The 21,394-nt window shown below is 54.9% G+C and carries 20 protein-coding genes; 9 read left to right on the forward strand and 11 right to left on the reverse strand.

Annotated features, from left to right (window positions below):
* Window positions 1–25: 25 nt before the first annotated feature.
* The 3 genes from crl to gpt form a co-directional block, all read right to left on the reverse strand.
* Window positions 26–427, reverse strand: coding sequence for a sigma factor-binding protein Crl (gene crl, locus AAGR08_RS14615; protein WP_097094812.1), 402 nt, complete (start codon window positions 425–427; stop codon window positions 26–28).
* 109 nt (window positions 428–536) lie between these two features.
* The gene (gene frsA, locus AAGR08_RS14620; protein WP_345827210.1) at window positions 537–1,784 is read right to left on the reverse strand and encodes an esterase FrsA; all 1,248 of its coding nucleotides are present in this window, start codon (window positions 1,782–1,784) and stop codon (window positions 537–539) included.
* Between the two features lie 121 nt (window positions 1,785–1,905).
* A complete protein-coding gene (gene gpt, locus AAGR08_RS14625; protein ID WP_007887137.1) occupies window positions 1,906–2,364 on the reverse strand; it encodes a xanthine phosphoribosyltransferase in 459 nt (152 codons plus the stop codon).
* A gap of 255 nt (window positions 2,365–2,619) precedes the next feature.
* On the opposite strand from gpt, the gene pepD reads away from it, so the two are divergent.
* From pepD to AAGR08_RS14645, 4 genes are all read left to right on the forward strand, one after another.
* The gene (gene pepD, locus AAGR08_RS14630) at window positions 2,620–4,080 is read left to right on the forward strand and encodes a beta-Ala-His dipeptidase (protein WP_176519196.1); all 1,461 of its coding nucleotides are present in this window, start codon (window positions 2,620–2,622) and stop codon (window positions 4,078–4,080) included.
* Window positions 4,081–4,359: 279 nt separating this feature from the next.
* Window positions 4,360–5,865, forward strand: a complete 1,506-nt coding sequence (locus tag AAGR08_RS14635; protein ID WP_097094815.1) for a sugar ABC transporter ATP-binding protein — start codon at window positions 4,360–4,362, stop codon at window positions 5,863–5,865.
* The gene (locus tag AAGR08_RS14640; RefSeq protein ID WP_097094816.1) at window positions 5,862–6,860 is read left to right on the forward strand and encodes an ABC transporter permease; all 999 of its coding nucleotides are present in this window, start codon (window positions 5,862–5,864) and stop codon (window positions 6,858–6,860) included. The genes AAGR08_RS14635 and AAGR08_RS14640 overlap by 4 nt, the downstream gene beginning before the upstream one ends.
* 27 nt (window positions 6,861–6,887) lie before the next feature.
* Window positions 6,888–7,958 (forward strand): sugar ABC transporter substrate-binding protein, encoded by a 1,071-nt coding sequence (locus tag AAGR08_RS14645; protein WP_097094817.1) that lies wholly within the window; start codon window positions 6,888–6,890, stop codon window positions 7,956–7,958.
* 32 nt (window positions 7,959–7,990) lie between these two features.
* Here AAGR08_RS14645 and dinB read toward each other — a convergent pair whose 3' ends face one another.
* Together dinB and AAGR08_RS14655 are read right to left on the reverse strand one after the other, a co-directional pair.
* Entirely contained in the window at window positions 7,991–9,043 is a 1,053-nt protein-coding gene (dinB, locus tag AAGR08_RS14650; protein ID WP_345827211.1) for a DNA polymerase IV, read from the reverse strand.
* A 98-nt stretch (window positions 9,044–9,141) separates the two neighbouring features.
* Window positions 9,142–9,933 carry an FkbM family methyltransferase gene (locus AAGR08_RS14655; protein WP_345827212.1) on the reverse strand — a complete coding sequence of 264 codons (792 nt, stop codon included), beginning with the start codon at window positions 9,931–9,933 and terminating at the stop codon, window positions 9,142–9,144.
* A gap of 312 nt (window positions 9,934–10,245) precedes the next feature.
* On the opposite strand from AAGR08_RS14655, the gene dpaA reads away from it, so the two are divergent.
* Window positions 10,246–10,989 carry a peptidoglycan meso-diaminopimelic acid protein amidase gene (gene dpaA / locus AAGR08_RS14660; RefSeq protein ID WP_097094820.1) on the forward strand — a complete coding sequence of 248 codons (744 nt, stop codon included), beginning with the start codon at window positions 10,246–10,248 and terminating at the stop codon, window positions 10,987–10,989.
* Here dpaA and AAGR08_RS14665 read toward each other — a convergent pair.
* Window positions 10,960–11,727, reverse strand: a complete 768-nt coding sequence (locus AAGR08_RS14665; RefSeq protein WP_097094821.1) for a class II glutamine amidotransferase — start codon at window positions 11,725–11,727, stop codon at window positions 10,960–10,962. The genes dpaA and AAGR08_RS14665 overlap by 30 nt on opposite strands.
* 51 nt (window positions 11,728–11,778) lie before the next feature.
* Complete coding sequence (gene lpcA, locus AAGR08_RS14670; protein ID WP_097094822.1) at window positions 11,779–12,357, reverse strand: D-sedoheptulose 7-phosphate isomerase; 579 nt, start codon at window positions 12,355–12,357, stop codon at window positions 11,779–11,781.
* Window positions 12,358–12,600: 243 nt separating this feature from the next.
* Here lpcA and fadE point away from each other — a divergent pair, with 243 nt between their 5' ends.
* Window positions 12,601–15,045, forward strand: coding sequence for an acyl-CoA dehydrogenase FadE (fadE, locus tag AAGR08_RS14675; protein WP_097094823.1), 2,445 nt, complete (start codon window positions 12,601–12,603; stop codon window positions 15,043–15,045).
* 45 nt (window positions 15,046–15,090) lie between these two features.
* On the opposite strand, the gene mtnK is transcribed toward fadE, so the two are convergent.
* Window positions 15,091–16,290 carry an S-methyl-5-thioribose kinase gene (gene mtnK / locus AAGR08_RS14680; protein ID WP_097094824.1) on the reverse strand — a complete coding sequence of 400 codons (1,200 nt, stop codon included), beginning with the start codon at window positions 16,288–16,290 and terminating at the stop codon, window positions 15,091–15,093.
* Window positions 16,291–16,395: 105 nt separating this feature from the next.
* On the opposite strand from mtnK, the gene mtnA reads away from it, so the two are divergent.
* A complete protein-coding gene (mtnA, locus tag AAGR08_RS14685; protein ID WP_345827213.1) occupies window positions 16,396–17,415 on the forward strand; it encodes an S-methyl-5-thioribose-1-phosphate isomerase in 1,020 nt (339 codons plus the stop codon).
* An 88-nt stretch (window positions 17,416–17,503) separates the two neighbouring features.
* Here mtnA and AAGR08_RS14690 read toward each other — a convergent pair whose 3' ends face one another.
* The 3 genes from AAGR08_RS14690 to AAGR08_RS14700 are packed head-to-tail and all read right to left on the reverse strand — an operon-like array spanning window position 17,504 to window position 19,342.
* Complete coding sequence (locus AAGR08_RS14690; protein ID WP_345827214.1) at window positions 17,504–18,046, reverse strand: acireductone dioxygenase; 543 nt, start codon at window positions 18,044–18,046, stop codon at window positions 17,504–17,506.
* 1 nt (window position 18,047) lies between these two features.
* Window positions 18,048–18,731, reverse strand: a complete 684-nt coding sequence (gene mtnC / locus AAGR08_RS14695; protein ID WP_097094827.1) for an acireductone synthase — start codon at window positions 18,729–18,731, stop codon at window positions 18,048–18,050.
* Window positions 18,728–19,342: a methylthioribulose 1-phosphate dehydratase gene (locus tag AAGR08_RS14700; RefSeq protein WP_097094828.1), complete on the reverse strand. Its 615-nt coding sequence runs from the start codon at window positions 19,340–19,342 to the stop codon at window positions 18,728–18,730. The genes mtnC and AAGR08_RS14700 overlap by 4 nt, the downstream gene beginning before the upstream one ends.
* Before the next feature lie 130 nt (window positions 19,343–19,472).
* Between AAGR08_RS14700 and AAGR08_RS14705 the strand changes: the two genes are divergently transcribed.
* Window positions 19,473–20,633 carry a pyridoxal phosphate-dependent aminotransferase gene (locus tag AAGR08_RS14705; RefSeq protein ID WP_345827215.1) on the forward strand — a complete coding sequence of 387 codons (1,161 nt, stop codon included), beginning with the start codon at window positions 19,473–19,475 and terminating at the stop codon, window positions 20,631–20,633.
* The gene (locus tag AAGR08_RS14710; protein WP_097094830.1) at window positions 20,621–21,391 is read left to right on the forward strand and encodes an amidohydrolase; all 771 of its coding nucleotides are present in this window, start codon (window positions 20,621–20,623) and stop codon (window positions 21,389–21,391) included. Before AAGR08_RS14705 ends, AAGR08_RS14710 begins: the two co-directional genes overlap by 13 nt.
* Window positions 21,392–21,394 lie beyond the last annotated feature (3 nt).

Raw genomic sequence — 21,394 nt, forward strand, 5'->3', positions numbered from 1 at the left:
TCTTATTTATTCACGCGCGAGAGTGTCAGGCGCTCAATTTTACCGGCTCGTCTTTAAACCCTTCCGCCGGTTTCAGATCCAACTTCTGCTCTAACAGCATCGCTTTCAGACGCTCGTGGAAATTACGCAGCGTGCTCTCCACTTTGGCATTGTTCTCTTTGCCCTTAATGGTTGCGGTGCCCCAATCGCCGGCTTTATCAAACAGACCAAAGTGATATTCATAGGTGAAGTGATCTTCGTGCGCTTCCAGCGTCATCCACCAGCCCCAAAATTCACGCAGCTCCGGCGCAGGCTTGACGTTGACGCAGGCCGCCAGGCAATCAAAGAAGAAACGCGTCTCTTCGCATTTTCCTTCACGGATGTACGGCCCCAATTCGGTGAAGCGCTTAAGCAGGCGACTACGGGGGTGACCACTCGGTAACGTCATGCAAACTCTCCCTCAAATAAACCGCATCAAATGCATTTTTAGCTTCCCATGAAACTAAAAATGGAAAATCCCGGATATAAGTAGTAGCAGAGGTTTGAGGTTTCGCCAGTTAGTTTTGCAACTGTTTTGCCAGCCAGTCACAAATTTGGTTTAAAGCTTTGTCGAAACTGGCAAAAACCGGCTTGCCTGCAATTGCCAGCGTCTTACCTTGCGCAGAGGAATTCGCGATCAACTGCGCATCCTCTTCCGGGCCAAAAATATCATCCGGCCAGTACGCTGCCAGCATTGGCGTTGGCGTGCGGCGACCGAGCAAGCCCTGCACTTTCAGGGAATAGCGGTTGAGCTCGATACGCAGATTACTGTCGGAGGTGGATGACATGCCGAGACGGCTCGCCAGCATATCCATATACATATCCGGTAACTGCTGCTGTTGCTGCGCATCAACAAACACGTTGTGCACCATCGCCCCCAGCGTGGCGACGGCACGCACGCGCGGCACTTCAAGATACGCCAGCCGTGTTGCCACATTGGCACCGAAGCGGTAGCCCAGCAGCGCAACGCGGGTATGATCAATCCACGGCACGTTACTCAGCTCGCGCAGCACCTGCTGATGCAGCTGGCTGGTGTCCTGATTCAGCGTCCATTTGCTGCTGAAACCCACCGACGGCATATCCAGCGTCAGCATAGCAATGCCACGTGGTGCCAGGTAATCGTGGAACAAGCGATAGTGATCGCTTTGTAGCGAATCGAGACCGCCGCACAGTAACACGGTGGGATACGGCGCTTTAGCCTGCGCAGGCATGTGCAGGAAGCCGGTCACCGGCGCGCCACCGTTTATCGGGAACGTCAGTGATTTCAGTTCACCCGGCAAACGCTGCGTGGCCTCTTCATAGGCGCGATTGGCTAACACCTGCGCCTGATCGGCCAGCTCATCGCCTTTAATATAAGGATAGGCCGCGAGGCTGAATAAATTGGCGGCATGCAGCCAGTGTTGTCCGGCTTCGTCGTGATTTTCAGATTGCATCGCGCGCTGCTGCCAGATTGCCGCCTGTTTTGACCACTCATAATTCCAGTTGCCGCCGCGATAGCCAATCACGGTATCCAGCAGAGATTCCGTGGTGCGCTCAAAGTTGCTCACCGCAATGCGCGCCAGCACTTCGCTGATCTCCTGCGGCGATAAACCCCGCCACGTCCACAGCAGCTTATTCAGCATGCGATACCAGCCGCGCTGGGTATCCCCTTCCAACGCGTTATGCACCTGCGCTGGCGTGTGATGCTGACGCCGCACCAGTGAAGAGGTTTCCGGGTGTTTAAAACGGGGTTTAAAGAGTTCTTCGCTCAGGTTTTTATCAGACATTTTTGTGATTCTCCTGCCAACGTTACAGCGATGGCTAAGAGTGTACTGCACACGTCATACGCGCGCGAGACGCAGAAAGCACAACGCCCGGCATAACCGGGCGTTGTTTGCGATGCATCAATCAGCTTTTAACGATAGGCGGGATATACACCACGCCCATATCCCAGGGCTGCTCGATCCAGGTGTTCTGCGGGATATCGACAATATAGTCGTCCACCAACGCACGGCCTGCTGGCTTAGCGAAGATGGTGCAGAAACGCGCTTTTGGATACATATCGCGGATCGCCTGCGCGGTGCCGCCGGTATCCACTAAATCGTCAATTACGATGAATCCTTCACCGTCGCCTTCGGCACGCTTCAGCACTTTCATTTCACGCTGATGATCGTGATCGTAGCTGGAGATGCACACGGTATCGACATAGCGAATACCCAGTTCGCGCGCCAGCAGCGATGCCGGAACCAGACCACCGCGGCTCACCGCGATAATACCTTTCCACTGTTCCACAGGAAGCAGGCGCTGGGCCAGTTTACGGGCATGAATCTGCAGCATGTCCCAGGTTACGACGTATTTTTCGCTCATATGAAGGAATCCCAACCAATAAACTTGGCTTAAAAAATATGCAAGGGGGAAAAGGTTGCGCGAGATTATAAGGATCTGACGCCTTAAAAACCAGCATCTGTCTTACTGGTTGCAGGTTTTTAGCGCGCCTGATTACGCACCCGGTGAGAAACAGTGATATTCTCAGCCCCATCACGTCAGATGTTCTGACGACGATTTTTACTGGAAACCCGCGTGCGTGCGGTATGTCCGCCACGCTGACACAGGAGACGCATGGTGTCTGAATTGTCGCAACTTTCACCCCAACCGCTGTGGGATATTTTTGCCAAAATTTGTTCCATTCCACACCCTTCTTACCACGAAGAAGCGCTGGCCGAATACGTTGTTGGCTGGGCCAAAGAGCAAGGTTTTTGGGTTGAGCGCGATCAGGTTGGCAACATCCTGATTCGTAAACCCGCTACCGCCGGCATGGAAAAACGCACGCCGGTGGCGCTGCAGGCACACCTTGATATGGTGCCGCAGAAGAACAATGACACGGCGCACGACTTCACCAAAGATCCGATTCAGCCGTACGTTGATGGCGACTGGGTAAAAGCGCGCGGCACCACGCTCGGCGCCGATAACGGCATTGGTATGGCGTCTGCGCTGGCCGTATTGGCTGACAGCAGCCTGACGCACGGTCCGCTGGAAGTGCTGCTGACCATGACCGAAGAATCCGGCATGGACGGGGCATTTGGTTTACAGCCAAACTGGCTGCAGGCCGACATCCTGATCAACACCGATTCCGAAGAGGAAGGTGAGATTTACATGGGCTGCGCCGGGGGGATCGACTTCATCACCACCCTGCCGCTGACGCGTGAAGCCATTCCAGCGGGTTATGAAACCCTGAAGCTGACGCTGAAAGGCCTGAAAGGCGGTCACTCCGGTGCCGACATTCATCATGGTCTGGGCAACGCCAATAAACTGCTGGCGCGTTTTCTGGCGCTGCACGCGCGCGATCTCGATGTGCGCCTGATTGAATTCACCGGCGGTACGCTGCGCAACGCTATCCCGCGTGAAGCCTTCGCGACGCTGGCGATCGACAGCCATAAAGTGGATGCCCTGAAATCGGCTGCGGCCCATTTCCAGGCAACCTTGCTGAACGAGCTGGGAGCAAAAGAGAAGAATATCGCGGTCGTGACTGAGTCGCTAGCGCATCAGGGCCAGGCGCTGAGCAGCGATAGCCGCGATCGCTTCCTGAATCTGCTAAACGCCACGCCAAACGGTGTGATTCGTAACTCCGACGTCGCCAAAGGCGTGGTGGAAACCTCGCTGAACGTTGGCGTGGTGAGCATGGATCAGGACAATGCCGAAATTATCTGTCTGATTCGTTCGCTGATCGATACCGGTAAAGATTGGGTGGTTGAAGTGCTGACTTCGCTGGGAGAACTGGCTGGCGCGCAAACGGCACCCAAAGGCGGCTACCCAGGCTGGCAGCCCGATGCCGATTCACCGGTTATGGCGTTGACGCGTAAAACCTATGAAGCGCTGTTTGGCAAAACGCCAAACATCCAGGTGATTCACGCCGGTTTGGAGTGTGGCCTGTTCAAGAAACCGTATCCGAACATGGATATGGTTTCGATCGGTCCCACTATCACCGGCCCGCATTCACCGGATGAGCAGGTACACATTGAGAGCGTTGGTCTTTACTGGAAACTGCTGACAGCGCTGCTGAACGTGGTACCCGAAAAAGCGTAAGTTTACGTTTGACCTATCAACCAGGCTACGGCCTGGTTTTTTTATGCCTAAGCCACTCGTTTCCGGCTATCGCCTTCAGCAGCACAATACTCTACCCATTATGTATAACGCCTCGTAGTTAAACCACCGCTTTCCCTTGCGCCAGCGTTAGCCACCATTACATCCAGATGTCTGGATGGCTAATAAGATTTCGTGCTAGCTTATGCCCTTTCGTTTGTTGCCCAGCGCGAGGGTTCAGGAAAAAATGCCCCCAACTCAAATAATTAAAGGCACGGCTGCATGACGGCGATCAACCGCCTGGAGATGCGTAATATCTCCATCGCTTTTGGCGGTTTTGCCGCGCTATCGCAGGTCGATTTTCTGACTGAAGGCGGTTCGGTACATGCTCTGACGGGCGCCAACGGCGCGGGGAAATCGACGCTCATGGCGGTGCTGGCTGGAGCGCACACCCATTACAGCGGGGAAATTTTGCTGGATGGCGTTCCCGTCGCCCTGCGCTCGCCGCGTGATGCCAAAAAGCTTGGCATTCATCTGGTTCAGCAGGAAGTCGACGTGGCGCTGGTGCCGCAACTCAGCGTAGCGGAGAACATTCTGCTCGACCGCTTAGCGGAGCCGGGCCATGGCTACAACTGGCATGAAACGCGCCATCAGGCGCGCGCGCTGTTGGCACAGTTGGAAGTCAACCTGGATGTGAACCGTTTGGTTGAGCGCTGTTCGCTGGCGGAGAAGCAGCAAATCTTGCTGGCGCGTGCGCTATCTCACCACTGCCGCTTCCTGATTCTTGATGAACCCACTGCCCCGCTCGATCAGCATGAAAGCGAGCGCCTGTTTGCCGTCGTGCGCCGCTTGCAGTCGAGCGGCATTGGCGTGGTATTCATCTCGCATCGCATTCATGAACTTAAAGCGATTTGCGATCGGCTGACGGTGCTGCGCGATGGACGCCTGATCGAAAGTAGTCCGATGGCGGCGCTAAGCGGCGAGCAAATCGTTGAGAAGATGCTGGGACATCAGCTCGACGATGTCTTTCCACCGCGCCGTATACATCAGGCGCAGCCGCTGCTCCTGTCGGTTGAAGGCTTACATGACGATCGTCTGCTGCAAGATATTTCGTTGCGCCTGCATAAAGGCGAAATCCTTGGCATTGCAGGTTTAGCCGGTGCCGGGAAGACCGAACTGTGCAAAGCGTTGTTTGGAGCCAGCAAAAGCCGGGTTGAGAAAGGCGAGTTACATGGCAAGCCGTGGCGACCGCGTTCGCCGCATGATTCGGTGGAAAACCGCATGGCGCTGGTGCCGGAAGAGCGTCGTAAAGAGGGTATTTTCATTGATGAGCCGGTGAGCATGAATTTGAGTATTAGCGCCGATAACAGCTTTTCACGCTGGAGCCTGTTTGGTCATCGTCAGGCATGGCGCTGGGCTGAAGAGGTGATTCAGCGCCTGAATGTACGCACCACCGGGCCGGCGCAGATCCTGCGACGTCTGTCGGGTGGCAATCAACAAAAGGTGGCGATTGGCAAATGGCTGCGTAATAACGCCGATGTTCTGATTTTTGACGAGCCCACCAAAGGCGTGGATATCAAAGCTAAAACCGAACTGTTCAGCCTGATTGACGGCTTAGCGCGCGAAGGTAAAGGCATCATTTATGCCTCGGGTGAGTTTGCTGAACTGGTCGGCCTATGCGACCGCATTTGTGTGCTCTGGGATGGGCGCATCGTGGCAGAAATGGACGCCGATGTAGCTACAGAAGAGATGCTTCTGCTTTATTCCACCGGAGGAACACCTGCGTGAGCAGCAAAGAATTATCCCTAAACCCGCGGCCTTCTCTGCGCCATCAACTCTTCGAGTTCCTTTATAAATGGGGCATGTTGCTGACGGTTGTCATCCTGATTGCGGCATTTGGACTCGCCTCAGATAGCTTTCTGGAACCGACCAACATCATCAACATCCTGCGATCGATTGCCATCGTTACGGTGATCGCGATTGGCGTATCCCTTTCGCTGACGGTTGGCGGCTTTGACCTGTCGGTGGGCTCTACGGCGTCATTAGCCAATGCGCTGGTGATATCGCTGTTCGTGTGGCACGGCTTTGGCACTACCGAAGCTATCATCATTACGCTGCTGCTGTGCACGCTGGTCGGGCTGTTCAACAGCTTCCTGATTGTGATTCTGCGGATTCCCGACATGCTCGCCACCCTGGCCACGCTGTTTGTGATTCAGGGCGTCGCAATGACCTACAGCTTTGGCGGCTCGATCACTGAAAACATGGTGCTGCCCAGCGGCGATATGGCCGAGGGCACCATTCCTGCCGCCTTTGGTCTGCTCGGCCAGGTGCCAACTATCGTGATTATCATGCTGGTGGTAACGATTGTGGCGCAGCTGGCGCTGTCGCTAACGAAGCATGGTCGTCGCATGTATGCGCTGGGTGGCAACCCGGAAGCGGCGCGCCTGTCGGGCATTCGCACTACACGCTATCGCGTGCTGGCCTATGTGCTGGCATCGCTGCTGGCGGGATTGGGCGGCATTTTACTGGCTTCGCGTATTGGCTCCTCGCAGGTGAATGCCGGCGGTGGCTATTTAATGGATGCCGTGGCCGCAGCGTGGATTGGCTTCTCGCTGGCCGGTTCCGGCAAACCTAATGCGCTCGGGACCTTAGTGGGCGCCGTGATCCTCGGTGTGTTGCAAAACGGGCTGGTGATGCTGTCAGTACCCTATTACGCCATGGACATTATCAAAGGCCTGGTGCTGGCGCTGGCGCTGGCCATCACTTACATCCAGCGCCGCTAAGGCGCGTTAAACCAGAAAGAGATCATAATGAAAAAAATCACCCTTTCGCTGCTGGCCGTTAGCCTGCTCAATACCAGCATCGCCTTCGCCGACACCGTCACACCGGTGCCTGCGGCGATCGCCAACCACGAAGGTCCGGTGCGCATTGCGATTATCCGTAACCTCGGTTCAGACGATAACACCACGCAGTTTGTTGCCGGGGCAATCCAGCAGGGACGCAAGCTGGGCTTTAAAGTCAGTACTTTCCTAAGCAACGGTGACGATGCGCGTTTCCAGGATTTCGTTAATCAGGCGATTAGCCAGAAATATGACGGCATTATTCTGTCGCACGGTAAAGATCCTTACTCTACCGCGCTGGTGCAACGTATCACTGCGGCCGGCATTAAGCTTTCCGTGTTTGATACGCCGGTTAATACCCCGGTGGAGGGCGTAACCGTAACGGCACAAAACGACGCCTCGCTGGCGCAAGAATCACTCGGCAGCTTGATCAAAGACTTCAACGGCAAGGCGAACATCGTCAAGCTATGGGTGGCGGGTTTCCCAGCGATGGATCGCCGGCAGGTGGTGTATGAGAAGCTGTTAAAAGCGAATCCTGGCATTCATCAACTGGAATCGATTGGTGCGGTTTCCTCTGATGTGCAAGGCGATACCGCCAACAAGATTGGCGCCATTTTGGCCAAATACCCGAAAGGTAAGATCGATGCCATTTGGGGATCGTGGGATGCCTTCAGCCAGGGCGCTTACAAAGCGTTGCAGGAGAACGGCCGTACCGAGATCAAACTCTATAGCATCGACGTATCCAATCAGGATCTGCAGCTGATGCATGAGAAGAACAGCCCGTGGGTGCAAACGGTAGCGGTGGATCCAAAAACCATTGGCGCGGTCAATATGCGCCTGGTGGCGAATAAGATTGGCGGCGAAGCAACGCCCGCAACCTATGAGTTCAAAGCGGCGTCGATTTCGCAGCAGCAGCTGAACAGCCAGCAGGGTGCAGTTAACATGGCTTCACTGAATAACATCATCCCAGGTTGGGGCGAGAACAGTGATTTCGTCGCGCCCTGGTTTGCCACGCTGGAAGCGAAGTACGCTAAGAAGTAATGCTTTGACAGGGCGTGCACCAGCGCGCCCTGTTATAACCCCAGCACCAGCTGCCGCTCCAGCTGCGGATCCACCATGGTGACATGCAATCCCACCAGCCTGACACCGCGCCCTGCCCGACGATCATCCCAGGCCTGACGCGCGACGGCGATCATGTCCTCTTTATTCAGCACCGGCCAGACATGTTCCTGCGTGGTCTGCTGGAAATCGTTAAACTTTAGCTTAACGCCCTGGCGGGCAATCTGCTTATCCGGCTTGATGGCGGTTAAGCGACGCTCCAGCTCAGCGTAGAGAAAATCAATAATTTCCAGGCACTGCTCCCAGTGATGAATATCTTCCATTAACGTGCGCTCAACGCCGAGGGATTTACGCTCACGCTCCACCACGACATTTCGCTCGTCAATGCCGTTGCTGCGTTCCCACAATATGCGGCCAAACTTGCCAAAGCGCTTGAGCAGCAGGGCAAGATCGGCCTGCTGCACATCGGCGCAGGTGCGTAAGCCCATCTCTTCCAGCTTTTTGGTGGCGACTTTGCCAACGCCGGGGATCTTACTCAGCGGCAGCGTCAGTAAAAAATCAGACATGGCGTCAGGCGTTATCACATATTGCCCATTGGGCTTGTTGAGATCGGAGGCGATTTTGGCAAGAAACTTGATGGGCGCGATACCGGCAGAAGCGGTCAATCCGGTTTCGCGCAGAATATCCGCACGAATGGCCTGCGCCATCAGCGTTGCCGAGCCCTGGCAATGCAGGCTGTCGGTAACATCAAGGTAGGCTTCATCCAGCGAGAGCGGTTCAATCAGCGAGGTATAGCGCGCGAAGATGTCGCGAATCTGGTGCGAAGCTTCTTTATACGCATCAAAGCGACCGGGCAATAAACGCAGATGAGGGCAAAGTTTTAGCGCCATGCCGGTGGGCATCGCGCTGCGCACGCCATACTTACGGGCCGGATAGTTGGCGGTACTGATCACGCCACGTCGCTCACGGCTGCCACCAATTGCAATGGGGATATCACGCAATGAGGGATCATCGCGCATCTCCACCGCCGCATAAAAGCAGTCCATATCGACATGAATGATTTTCACGTGTGTAACTAACCCAGATTAAAAATAAGACCTCATTATAATACTGGATATTTGTACAGATGCAAAAGTGTTCACAGAGCGCGCATGTGGGATTAATTTCAGGGATTAATCACCATTCCTTTATCGCTGATGGTGATATTTAAACGTTTGTTAGAGGGATGTTGTGCGATAGCAAGCTCACCAAACAGCTCGACTTCATAGCCCAATTCCCCGCGCACAAAGTCCAGCAAGCGGTTACGTTTTGGAACGAATGCTTTGAGCTGCTCTCGCCAGACTTCGAACAAAATGGGCGGATAAGCAGACGTTTCAAGCCAGTGACGAGCGCCCCTGAGTACTTCAAGCTCCAAACCTTCAACATCCACTTTAATGAGGTGCGCGCCAGGCAATTCCAGACTATCCAGCGTTGCAATACGCACAGATTCACTCTCGGTTAATTTGGTACTTAATACCTGCCTTTGGGCACGAATTTCAGCATCCAGAGAAAGCGCACCAACATTAATCTCGGTTTGCATATCCAGCACCGGAACATCAATTTCACCATTGATATCACCTATTGCCATCTGCCTTGCATGACAATGAAACAGCTGATTGATAAACAGATTGGCGCACAGCTGATAAAACACCTGCCGCTGAGGTTCGAAGGCATATAACGTGCCGCCCTGCTCACGAATATGGTCTCCCATCGGCACCGACCAGGCCCCCAAATTGGCCCCGACATCGATCAACACCGGGCGATCTATCCCTTTAATGAGTAATTTTGAGAGAGAGACCATTGCCGGTTCCCATGGGGTGCCATTCCTGAGATGCCGATTAATCAGGTCAGGACCGGGCGACAACATATAATGAAGCTCCTCAACCTGATAAACCGAAGGGGCCACCGAAGGATTCATAGATTTTTTCCTGCTGAAAGGGTTTGGCGCAGTATAAGGAGGTGGCTGACCCCTTCCGACAAGACCGTTCTTGTTTGCTGCTCGGATTATAAATTTTAACCTTCGTACAAAATGCGCGAAATTTTTGTCGGACTAATTAAAGTTTACAAATTTATGGCCGCATTCCCTTTAGGAACGCGCCATTTTCTCGGACACTGGCTTGATTAAAAGCCAGACAATGTTAATGTTGCGCAGCGATAGCGGATATTTCCGATAATGCAATACCCAGACGCGCAGCGTCATCGTCTCTCTTCACATCAAGGTATCTACAGAATGGGCAGAATCGCATTATTGCTTGCGATGATTCTTATGCCGCTCCTTAGCTGGGCAATTAACCCCGAGCCTACGCAACCGCTGGCTCCGGTGAGCAAAGAGTTAAAGAAACAACTGATTGGAACCCCGGTTTTTATTCAGATTTTCAAGGAAGAGCGTACGCTGGAACTGTACGGCAAAATCGGTAATGAATATCGTCTGCTGGACAGCTATCGCATCTGTAATTTTTCTGGCGGTTTAGGACCTAAACGTCGTCAGGGCGATTTTAAAAGTCCGGAAGGCTTTTATAACGTTAAGCTTAACCAGTTAAAACCCGATAGCCGTTTTTACCGCGCCATTAATACCGGTTTCCCTAACCAGTACGATCGCGCTAAAGGTTATGACGGTAAGTTTCTGATGATTCACGGTGATTGCGTATCGATTGGCTGCTACGCGATGACCAATGCGTCAATGGATGAGATCTTCAACTATACCAACGCCGCGCTGCGTAATGGTCAGCAGGAGATTCAGGTCAACATCTATCCATTCCGCATGACGGAAAGCAACATGCAGCGCCATCGTTATTCAAGCGATATTAATTTCTGGCGTGAACTGCAGCCGGGCTATGCCTACTTTGTGAAGTACCGCGTGCCGCCAACGGTGAACGTGACGGCAACCGGCCAATATGCGGTGAACAACACGCCGGTGATATCGACACCGGATGCTGCCTCGAAATCATTCCTGGCGCTCACCCAGGCAAAATAACGCCCACTCGCCTGGCACTATCCGGTGCCAGGTTTCATTCCCCGTTAATGGCTGTGTGGCAATCACTGTCACCACATCTTGCGGCGTAGTCTGCTGCTGAAAATCAATTTCTACGTCCTGATCGAGCAGCGTCGCTTTGCCAAACGGCGCGCGGCGCGTGATCCAGTAAAGATTGGTTGAGCAGAAGGCCATTAGGTAACGCCCATCCGATAACAGCATGTTAAATACGCCCTTCTCACGCATTTCTGCAGCCAGCTCTGCAATATAGCGAAACACCGCAGGCCAGTTACCCGGCGTGCGCGGATAGCGCTCGGTAAGTTTGTGCAGAATCCAGCAAAACGCCTTTTCACTGTCGGTTTCGCCAATAGGACGGAAGGGCCCGGTATCCAGCTGGCGATAGCCTTTCAGCTGCCCATTATGGGCGTAGGTCCAGTTACGCCCCCACAGCTCACGCGTAAACGGATGGGTATTTTCCAGCGACACTTCACCGCGATTCGCCTGGCGGATATGCGCCACCACCGAATGCGATTTGATGGGATATTCCTGCACCAAACGGGCAATAGGCGAGTTAAAGCTCGGCTGCGGATCTTTGAACGTGCGGCAACCTTTGCCTTCGTAAAAGGTGATGCCCCAGCCATCTTTGTGCGGCCCGGTTCCACCGCCACGCTGCACCAGACCGGTAAAACTGAAACAGATGTCCGTAGGGACATTGGCGCTCATCCCGAGCAATTCGCACATAGCAACCGCCTTAAATGAGTCCCTCTCGCAAGCGGCGAGAGGAACACGTCATTACTTAACCATCTCTTTTTCGATTAACAGCATCAGGATATGAATCACTTTAATGTGGATCTCCTGTATGCGGTCGGCATAGCCAAAGTGCGGCACGCGAATTTCGATGTCCGCCGAGCCCGCCATCTTGCCGCCATCTTTGCCGGTCAGGGTGATCACTTTCATCCCTTTGGCGCGGGCAGCTTCAATTGCTTTAATAATGTTGGCGGAGTTACCCGAGGTAGAGAGCGCCAGCACCACATCCCCTTCACGGCCCACCGCTTCGATGTAGCGTGAGAACACATAGTCATAGCCGAAATCGTTGCTGACGCAGGAGAGATGGCTGACATCCGAAATGGCAATGGCTGGATAACCAGGACGATTTTCACGATAGCGCCCAGTCAGCTCTTCAGCAAAATGCATGGCATCGCAGTGTGAGCCGCCGTTACCGCAGGAGAGCACTTTGCCACCCGCTTTAAAGCTATCGGCCAGCAGAACCGCGGCGCGCTGAATCGCATGAATATTGGCTTCGTCACTCAGGAACGTAGTGAGCGTATCGGCTGCTTCATTGAGTTCTGAGCGAATAATGTCCTGATACATAGTGATGTCCTTTAGAGGAAAGATTGACCCAGCAAGTTTAACGGAATGGGGCTAAGCCGCAAAGCGCCAGCACCGAGGAAAAGCGCGATGGCTGAAGGAAGTTTGGCAGTTGTTGCCGTACACGCAATGAATTTGTGAGTTGGGTTGTAATTGCGATGTAAACAGATTGATAAATTTTGCCCGCTATTCTAAACCTACACCCATAACAGGTCAGACCTCTTACTACTTATGGAGTGGTTCATTATGTTGGTTGCCTCAATTGTTGCGACGCTAATTTTACTTAGCGTCTTGTTTTACCACCAAATCTCCCTGCAGCTGAGCAGCGTCATATTGCTGCTGTGGACCGGCGCACTCGCGGCCGCTGGCCTCTGGACCCCGTGGCTGCTGGTGCCGCTGGCGATTATCCTGCTGCCGTTTAACCTGCCTGCACTGCGCCGCAGCATGTTTTCAAAACCGGCGCTGCGCAGCTTCCAGAAAGTGATGCCACCGATGTCACGCACCGAAAAAGAGGCGATTGACGCGGGCACCACCTGGTGGGAAGGCGATCTGTTCCGCGGAAAGCCGGATTGGCAGAAGCTGCACAACTATCCGCAACCGCGACTGACCGAAGAGGAACAGGCCTTTATTGATGGCCCGGTGGAAGAAGCATGCCGCATGGCGAACGACTTCGAAATCACCCATGAAATGGCCGATCTACCGCCGGAGCTGTGGGCGTATCTGAAGCAGCATCGCTTCTTCGCCATGATCATTAAGAAAGAGTACGGCGGCCTGGAGTTCTCAGCTTATGCGCAGGCGCGCGTGCTGCAAAAACTGGCCGGCGTTTCCGGCATTCTGGCGATTACCGTCGGCGTACCAAACTCACTTGGCCCAGGCGAGTTACTGCAGCATTACGGTACCGATGAGCAGAAGGATCACTATCTGCCGCGTCTGGCACGCGGTGACGAAATTCCCTGCTTTGCGTTGACCAGCCCGGAAGCCGGATCTGATGCCGGCGCTATTCCTGATACCGGCGTCGTGTGCATGGGTGAATGGCAAGGTCAGCAGGTGCTGGGCATGCGCCTTACCTGGAACAAACGTTATATTACGCTGGCACCGATCGCGACCGTACTCGGTCTGGCGTTTAAGCTTTCCGATCCGGACCATCTGCTGGGCGAGACGGAACAGCTGGGTATTACTTGTGCACTGATCCCTACGCACACGCCTGGCGTGGAGATTGGCCAGCGTCACTTCCCACTTAATGTGCCGTTCCAGAACGGCCCAACGCGCGGTAAAGATATCTTCGTACCCATCGATTTCATCATCGGTGGCCCGTCGATGGCCGGCCAGGGCTGGCGTATGCTGGTGGAGTGCTTGTCTGTAGGCCGTGGTATTACGCTGCCATCCAACTCTACCGGCAGCGTGAAGAGTATGGCATTGGCAACCGGTGCCTATGCGCACATTCGCCGCCAGTTCAAACTTTCCATCGGTAAGATGGAAGGGATTGAAGAGCCGCTGGCACGCATCGCCGGCAATGCCTACGTGATGGATGCCGCTGCGACGCTTATCACCAGCGGCATCATGCTCGGTGAGAAACCGGCGGTGCTGTCAGCGATTGTGAAGTATCACTGCACCCATCGCGGCCAGCGCGCCATCATCGATGCGATGGATATCGCCGGTGGTAAAGGCATCATGCTGGGCGAAAACAACTTCCTGGCCCGCGCTTACCAGGGCGCGCCGATCGCCATCACCGTGGAAGGCGCCAACATTCTTACGCGTAGCATGATTATCTTTGGTCAGGGCGCCATTCGCTGCCATCCATGGGTGCTGGAAGAGATGAACGCCGCGGCGAAAAACGATTTGATTACCTTTGACCGCGCGCTGTTCAGCCATATCGGCCACGTGGGCAGCAATAAAGTACGCAGCCTGTGGCTGGGTTTAACCGGCGGCCGTACCAGTGCCACGCCAACCCGCGACGTTACGCGCCGCTATTATCAGCATCTCAACCGTTTAAGTGCCAACCTCGCGCTGTTGTCGGATGTATCGATGGCGGTACTGGGTGGCAGCCTGAAGCGTCGCGAACGCATCTCGGCGCGCCTCGGCGATGTACTCAGCCAAATGTATCTGGCATCGGCCACTCTGAAACGCTATGACGATGAAGGCCGTAACGAGGCTGATTTACCGCTGGTGCATTGGGGGGTGCAGGATGCGTTGCATCAGGCCGAGGTAGCGATGGATGATCTGCTGCGCAACTTCCCAAATCGCATGGTAGCCGGTGCGCTGCGTCTGGTGATTTTCGCTGGCGGTCATCACTGCCCTGCACCATCAGATAAGCTGGATCATAAACTGGCGAAACTGCTGCAACTGCCCTCCGCCACGCGCACCCGTTTAGGCCGCGGCCAGTATCTGGCACCCAGCGCGCACAATCCGGCCGGTCAGCTGGAGCAAGCGCTGCAGGATGTCATGGCAGCAGAAGTGATTCACGATCGCCTGTGCCAGCAGCAGAAAAAACATCTGCCGTTTACCCGGCTGGATGCGCTGGCGCAGCGTGCGCTGCAAGAGGGATGGATTGATGAGAGCGAAGCCCAGGTACTGGTGCGCGCTGAAGCAAGCCGCCTGAAAGCGATTAACGTGGATGATTTTGCTCCCGAGGCGCTGGCGGTCCCCAAGCCGCAAAGCAAGCCTAACCCACGAGCAAGTGAAGCCGCATAAAAACGAAAAGCCTCCTTCTGGAGGCTTTTTTTTTTTATCAGAAATTCAGCCCGCCTGGCGAATCCGCGCAATCAACGCATCAACATCCGCAACATGATCGGCGGCTAAAATCAGCGTGCGTCCCAGCGTTATGCAGCTGCGGATGCATTCAGTGCGCATCGTCACATCTTCAATCTGTTTGAAATCCGCAACATGTGACATGCCTACGGTACGTCGAATCAACTCAGTGCCGCAGTAGCCGATGGTGTCGCGCCAGACTTTTTGCAGGAACGATGCGGCATAGCCGGGATAAGCCAGCGCCACGTCGGTGGTTTTTTCCTGTGCCAGCTCAAGGAAGCGGCTAGCAAAGTGGCTCCAGATATCGTGTACGTCACTCAAGCGACGCTCACGCCCTTCCGCCGCTTCACGCGGGGCCAGCAGGCCCGGCAGGCAGCAGTAATTAATCAGCAGGTTGCCAATAGCGCTGCCGACGTCAAAGCCGATCGGTCCAAAGTAGCCAAACTCGGCATCGATCACTTTCAGGCTGCCATCTGCCACGAAGATCGAGCCACTATGAACATCACCGTGCAGCAGCGCTTCCGCATCAGCGAAAAAGCGGTGCTTCAGTCCCGCGACGGCGATTTTGAGTGCGTCGTCGGTGCGCAGGCTAACCACCAACGATTCCAGCGCGGTGGGATAGCTATTGCGTTCGTGATCGGTAAAGGGATCGTTGAAGAACAGGTCTTCTGTAATTTCACACATTTCCGGATTAATAAAACGCGCGACTTCCGCTTTTTTCTTGTGGGGATGCAGGAAGAAATCGGAAGTATGGAACAGCGTCTGTGCCAGATATTCCCCTACCTGACGGCCCGCCAGCGGGTAGTAGGCGCCTTTCACCAGCTCGCCGCGCCAGATGCGATGGCTGGAGAGATCTTCCATCACCATCACCGCTAAGTCTGCGTCGTAATGCGTGATGTTAACGGTGTGCTGAGGACAATATTTGTAGTGTTCAACCAGCGTCTGCGCCTCCAGACGCGCGCGATCCAGCGTGAGCGGCCATGACTCGCCCACGCAGCGCACATACGGCAGCGCCTGCTTGACGACCACACGGCTGCGGCCTTGATTATCGAAAATCTTAAATACCAGGTTGAGATTGCCATCCCCGATCTCTTCAGCGCTCACCAGCGTGGACGGGTCGTCAACACCGCCAAATTTTTTAGCATATTCCACAGCATCGGCAGCGGTGAACGTACGGTATTGCGACATTGCCTGTTCCTCGAGTTTCGATAGTAATAAGCCGTTCAGACGTCTATACATCCGTTCAGCATGTTGGCACAATAGCCAGCATCAACGCAACAGGGATTTCACATCATGCAAACACTTCGCACCACCAGCCTTGAGGTCCGCAATAATCAACTGTGGATCCTTGACCAGCAGGCGCTGCCACAACAGAAAAACTGGCAGCCTGCGCATAGCGTTGCTCAGCTGGTTGATCATATTCACGCCCTGCGCGTGCGCGGAGCGCCATTGATTGGCCTCTCCGCCAGTTTGCTGCTGGCGCTGCTCGCCGAGCAAGGTGCAACGCGCCCCGAACTGGCTGAAGCGCTTAACGTGCTGCGCGCCGCTCGTCCAACGGCGGTGAACTTAATGAACAATCTTGATCGCATGAAAACGGCGCTCGCTGAGCACGATTATGGCGCGGCGCTCAGTGCCGAAGCACTGCGGCTGGTGGCGGAAGATAAACAGCTATGCGACAACATCGCTCGCGCCGGGAGCACACTGGTGAAACCGGATAGCCAGTTGCTGACGCACTGTAATACCGGTGGGCTGGCGACGGCGGGCGTCGGTACGGCGCTCGGCGTGATTGCCTATGCCCATCAGCAGGGCTTGGTGAAAAATGTCTGGGTAGATGAAACCCGACCGCTGCTGCAAGGTGGGCGTTTAACCGCGTGGGAACTTGGCGAGCTGAATATTCCCTATCAGTTGATCACCGATTCGATGGCCGCCAGTTTGATGGCGCGCGGCGTGGTCGATGCGATTTGGGTGGGTGCGGATCGCATCGCTGCCAATGGCGATGTGGCGAATAAGATTGGCACTTACAGCCTGGCCGTGCTGGCGCAGTATCACGGCATTCCCTTCTATGTGGCGGCACCGCATACCACGCTGGATCGCTTATGTCCGAACGGTAACGCAATACCGATTGAACAGCGCGCCGCCAGCGAAGTGACGGGCGTAGCGGGCAGTTTTGGCAGCGTGCAGTGGGCACCCGCCAACGCAGCGGTGTATAACCCGGCGTTTGACGTCACGCCTGCAGCGCTGATTAGCGGTTGGGTGCTGGATACCGGCGTGGTCACGCCGGCGCAAGTTCAGGAAGGGATTTTTCAGCCGTAAGCTGATTGCCGTTGATTAGTGGTCGTCATAAATGACGACCTTACGGTTGGCGCATGGTTGTAGGGGCGGCATTCATGCCGCCCCATGATCACGCCAGGCGCGGATAGGCATCGGCAATCTTGTCGCCGGTAAAGTTCGCTACCCAGCCTTCCTGGTTATCGAAAATACGAATCGCAGTAAAGTGCGGCTCAGATCCCATATCAAACCAGTGCGCGGTACCCGCTGGCACGGAAATCAAATCGTTCTTCTCACACAGAATCTGATAAACCTCGCCATCCAAATGCAGGCAGAACAGCCCTGAACCCTCAACGAAGAAACGCACCTCATCTTCGCTGTGCGTGTGTTCATTGATAAACTTAGCGCGCAACACCGCTTTCTGCGGATTATCCGCCCGCATGCTCAGCACGTCCCAGCTCTGATAACCCTTCTCAGCGACCAGTCGATCTATCGCATGTTGATAGGCGTTAATCACCGTCTCTGCATCGGGATTCGCCCCCAAATCACGATCGGCTTCCCAGCGTTCAAAGCGCACGTTTTTAGCATTCAGGCGGTCGCGAATCGCTGACGCATCGGTGCTGTGCCACACCGGCTGATGGGCTTCGGTATCGGTAAAAATGGTCAATGCGCTCATGTTAAATCGACTCCGGTTTAATCTGGGAAAAATCATTTACCTGGTGATGACGACTGGCGTTATCCGCCTCGCCACGAATTAACTGCACCGTGTGCCAGCCCGCTTCCGCCGCCGCGTCGAGTTCCTGATGGATGTCCGACAGGAACAACAACGAGCCCGGCGCGTGGCCGATTTTTTCGGCGATAGTGCGATACGATTGCGTTTCACGTTTCGCGCCAACGCCGGTATCAAAATAGCCGCTAAACAGCGAGGTTAAATCACCTTCATCGCTGTAGCCAAATAACAGTTTTTGCGCGGCGATCGATCCGGAGGAATAAACATACAGGCTAATACCTTGCTGCTGCCAGCGTTCAAATGCTGGCAGCACATCGGGATAAAGGTGGCCGGTAAACTGGCCGTCAACATAACCCGCGCGCCAGATCATCCCCTGCAATGCCTTGAGGCCCGGTGACTTGCGATCTTCATCGATATAACCCATCAGCGTGGTAATCAGCTGATCAAGCGTGGCCTGCGGTGTGCCCGCTTCGTCACGCACCGCGTTTAGTGCGGCAGCCACATCTTCATCTGCATGCTTCTCGCGCACAAAGGCGGCCAAATGCTGGCGGGCATAGGGGAACAAAACGCTATGCACGAACTGGATATCGCTGGTGGTGCCTTCAATATCGGTAACAATGGCGCGGATCATTTAGCCTCCAGCAGGCGACGTTGCAGTTCACATTCAAACAGGAATTCCAGCCCTTCCAGGTGGCGGCGCGCTTCATTCACATCTTTGCCCCAGCAGGTCAAGCCGTGGCCGCGCAGCAAAAAGCCATATTGCAGCGGGGTGTTTGCTGCAAAGGCGGCAATACGCTGTGCCAGCGCGTCAATATCCTGATCGTTATCGAATAAAGGAATGGCAATGGTATTAAGGTGCGTCTGCTGGCCGGCCAGCGTTTTCTGCATTTCATAGCCACTTAACCGCAGCGCATCTCCCTGCTCAACGCGCGACAGCACGGTGGAGTTGACGGTGTGGGTATGCAATACCGCGCCAGCCTGGGGGAAAAGGCGATAAATCAAGGTATGCAAACCAGTTTCCGCCGATGGCGTGCGCCCGGATGGCACGGCGTTATTCGCAATCTCCACCTGAATAAAATCATCACGCGTCAGGCTGCCTTTATCTTTCCCTGACGCGCTCAGCAGACAATATTCTGCGTCCTGCCGCACCGACATATTACCGCCGGTGGCGGGTGCCCAGCCTTTGCCACCAATCCAGTGGCAGGCGGCCACTAAATGCTCCAGTGGGAGAAAATCCGTCATAGCGATATACAGGCTCCGCAGGTTAGTTTAGACGTCTAAGCGTCTCGATTGCCAAATATTAACATCCTGTTTATAGTGGCAGCAACACAGGGTTTCTCCGCAACGACATTCGCGCTTAAGGCCACAAATAATGACGCAGCACAACCTGATCCCCGAGAGCAAATTACCGGCGCTCGGCACCACCATTTTTACGCAAATGAGCGCGTTAGCGCAGCAGCACAACGCTATCAATCTTTCGCAGGGCTTTCCCGACTTCGACGGTCCACGCTATCTGCAAGAACGTTTGGCCTATCACGTTAGCCAGGGCGCGAACCAATATGCACCGATGATCGGCGCGCTGCCACTCCGTCAAGCCATCGTAGAGAAAACCGCCGAACTTTATGGCCACACGCCCGACGTTAACAGCGACATTACCGTAACCGCCGGCGCTACCGAAGCGCTCTACGCCGCGATCACCGCGCTGGTACGCCAGGGCGATGAAGTGATCTGCTTCGATCCCAGCTATGACAGCTATGCACCTGCTGTTCAGCTCGCCGGCGGCGTGTTGAAACGCATCGCGCTGCAGCCGCCAGAATTTCGCGTTGATTGGTCTGAATTCCGCACGCTGCTAAGCGCCAAAACCCGCTTAGTGATTCTGAATACGCCGCACAACCCTTCCGCCACCGTATGGCATAAAAGCGATTATGCCGAACTGTGGCAGGCGATTGCAGAGCAGGAAATTTATGTGCTGAGCGATGAAGTCTATGAACACATCTGCTTTGCCGATGAAGGTCACGCCAGCGTATTAGCGCATGCCGACCTGCGTCAGCGCGCTATTGCCGTGTCGTCATTTGGTAAAACCTTCCATATGACCGGCTGGAAAGTGGGTTATTGCATCGCACCAGCCGCGATCAGCGCCGAAATCCGCAAGGTGCATCAGTATTTGACGTTTTCAGTCAATACGCCAGCGCAGTTAGCGATTGCCGATATGCTGCGTCAGGAACCCGAACACTATCGTGAGCTGTCAGCGTTCTACCGTGGCCGCCGCGATCGGTTGATCGCGGCACTCGCAGGCAGCCGGTTTAAGGTGTTACCGTGTGAAGGCACCTACTTCCTGCTGGTGGATTACAGCGCCATTTCCGATCTGGATGACGTGAGTTTCTGCCAGCTGCTGACCAAAGAGGTCGGCGTGGCGGCCATCCCCCTTTCGGTGTTCTGCGCCGATCCTTTCCCGCACAAGCTGATTCGCCTGTGCTTTGCCAAACAGGAAGCGACGCTCGACGCCGCTGCGGAGCGCTTATGTCAGCTTTAAAAATTACCGTTCTGCAGGAAACGCTGAGCTGGATGGATGGCGCGGCTAATTTGCACCATTTTGATGGCGTACTGAAAGGTATTGAAGGCCGCGACATCATTCTGCTGCCAGAGATGTTTACCACCGGCTTTGCCATGGAAGCCGCCGAAGGCTCGCTGCCGCAGGATGACGTGGTGGCGTGGCTGCACGCACACGCGCAAACCAGCAATGCTTTAGTCGGCGGTAGCGCAGCAATTCAGACGGCGAAAGGCGCGGTTAACCGTTTCCTGCTGGTGGAACCCAACGGCACGCTGCATCAATATGACAAACGCCATCTGTTCCGCATGGCCAATGAACATCAGCACTATGTGGCGGGTGAAACGCGCGAAGTGTTTGAGTGGCGCGGCTGGCGCATTCTGCCGCAAATATGTTACGACCTGCGCTTTCCGGTATTTTCGCGCAATCATAATGATTACGATCTGGCACTGTATGTCGCCAACTGGCCAGCGCCGCGTGCGCTGCATTGGCAATCACTGCTGCTGGCGCGTGCGATTGAGAACCAGGCTTATGTCGCCGGCTGCAACCGCGTTGGCAGCGATGGCAATCAGCATCAATACAGCGGCGATAGCCGGATTATTTCGCCGCAGGGTGAGATTCTGGCGAGCGGTGAGCCTTTTGCACGCGCACGCCTCGACGCTGAGCTGTCACTGGAAGAGCTACAAGCCTACCGCGAACGCTTCCCGGCGTGGCGCGATGCGGATGCTTATATGTTGAAGTAATAA

The sequence above is a fragment of the Pantoea sp. BRR-3P genome (assembly GCF_039621635.1).
Classification (GTDB): domain Bacteria; phylum Pseudomonadota; class Gammaproteobacteria; order Enterobacterales; family Enterobacteriaceae; genus Pantoea; species Pantoea floridensis.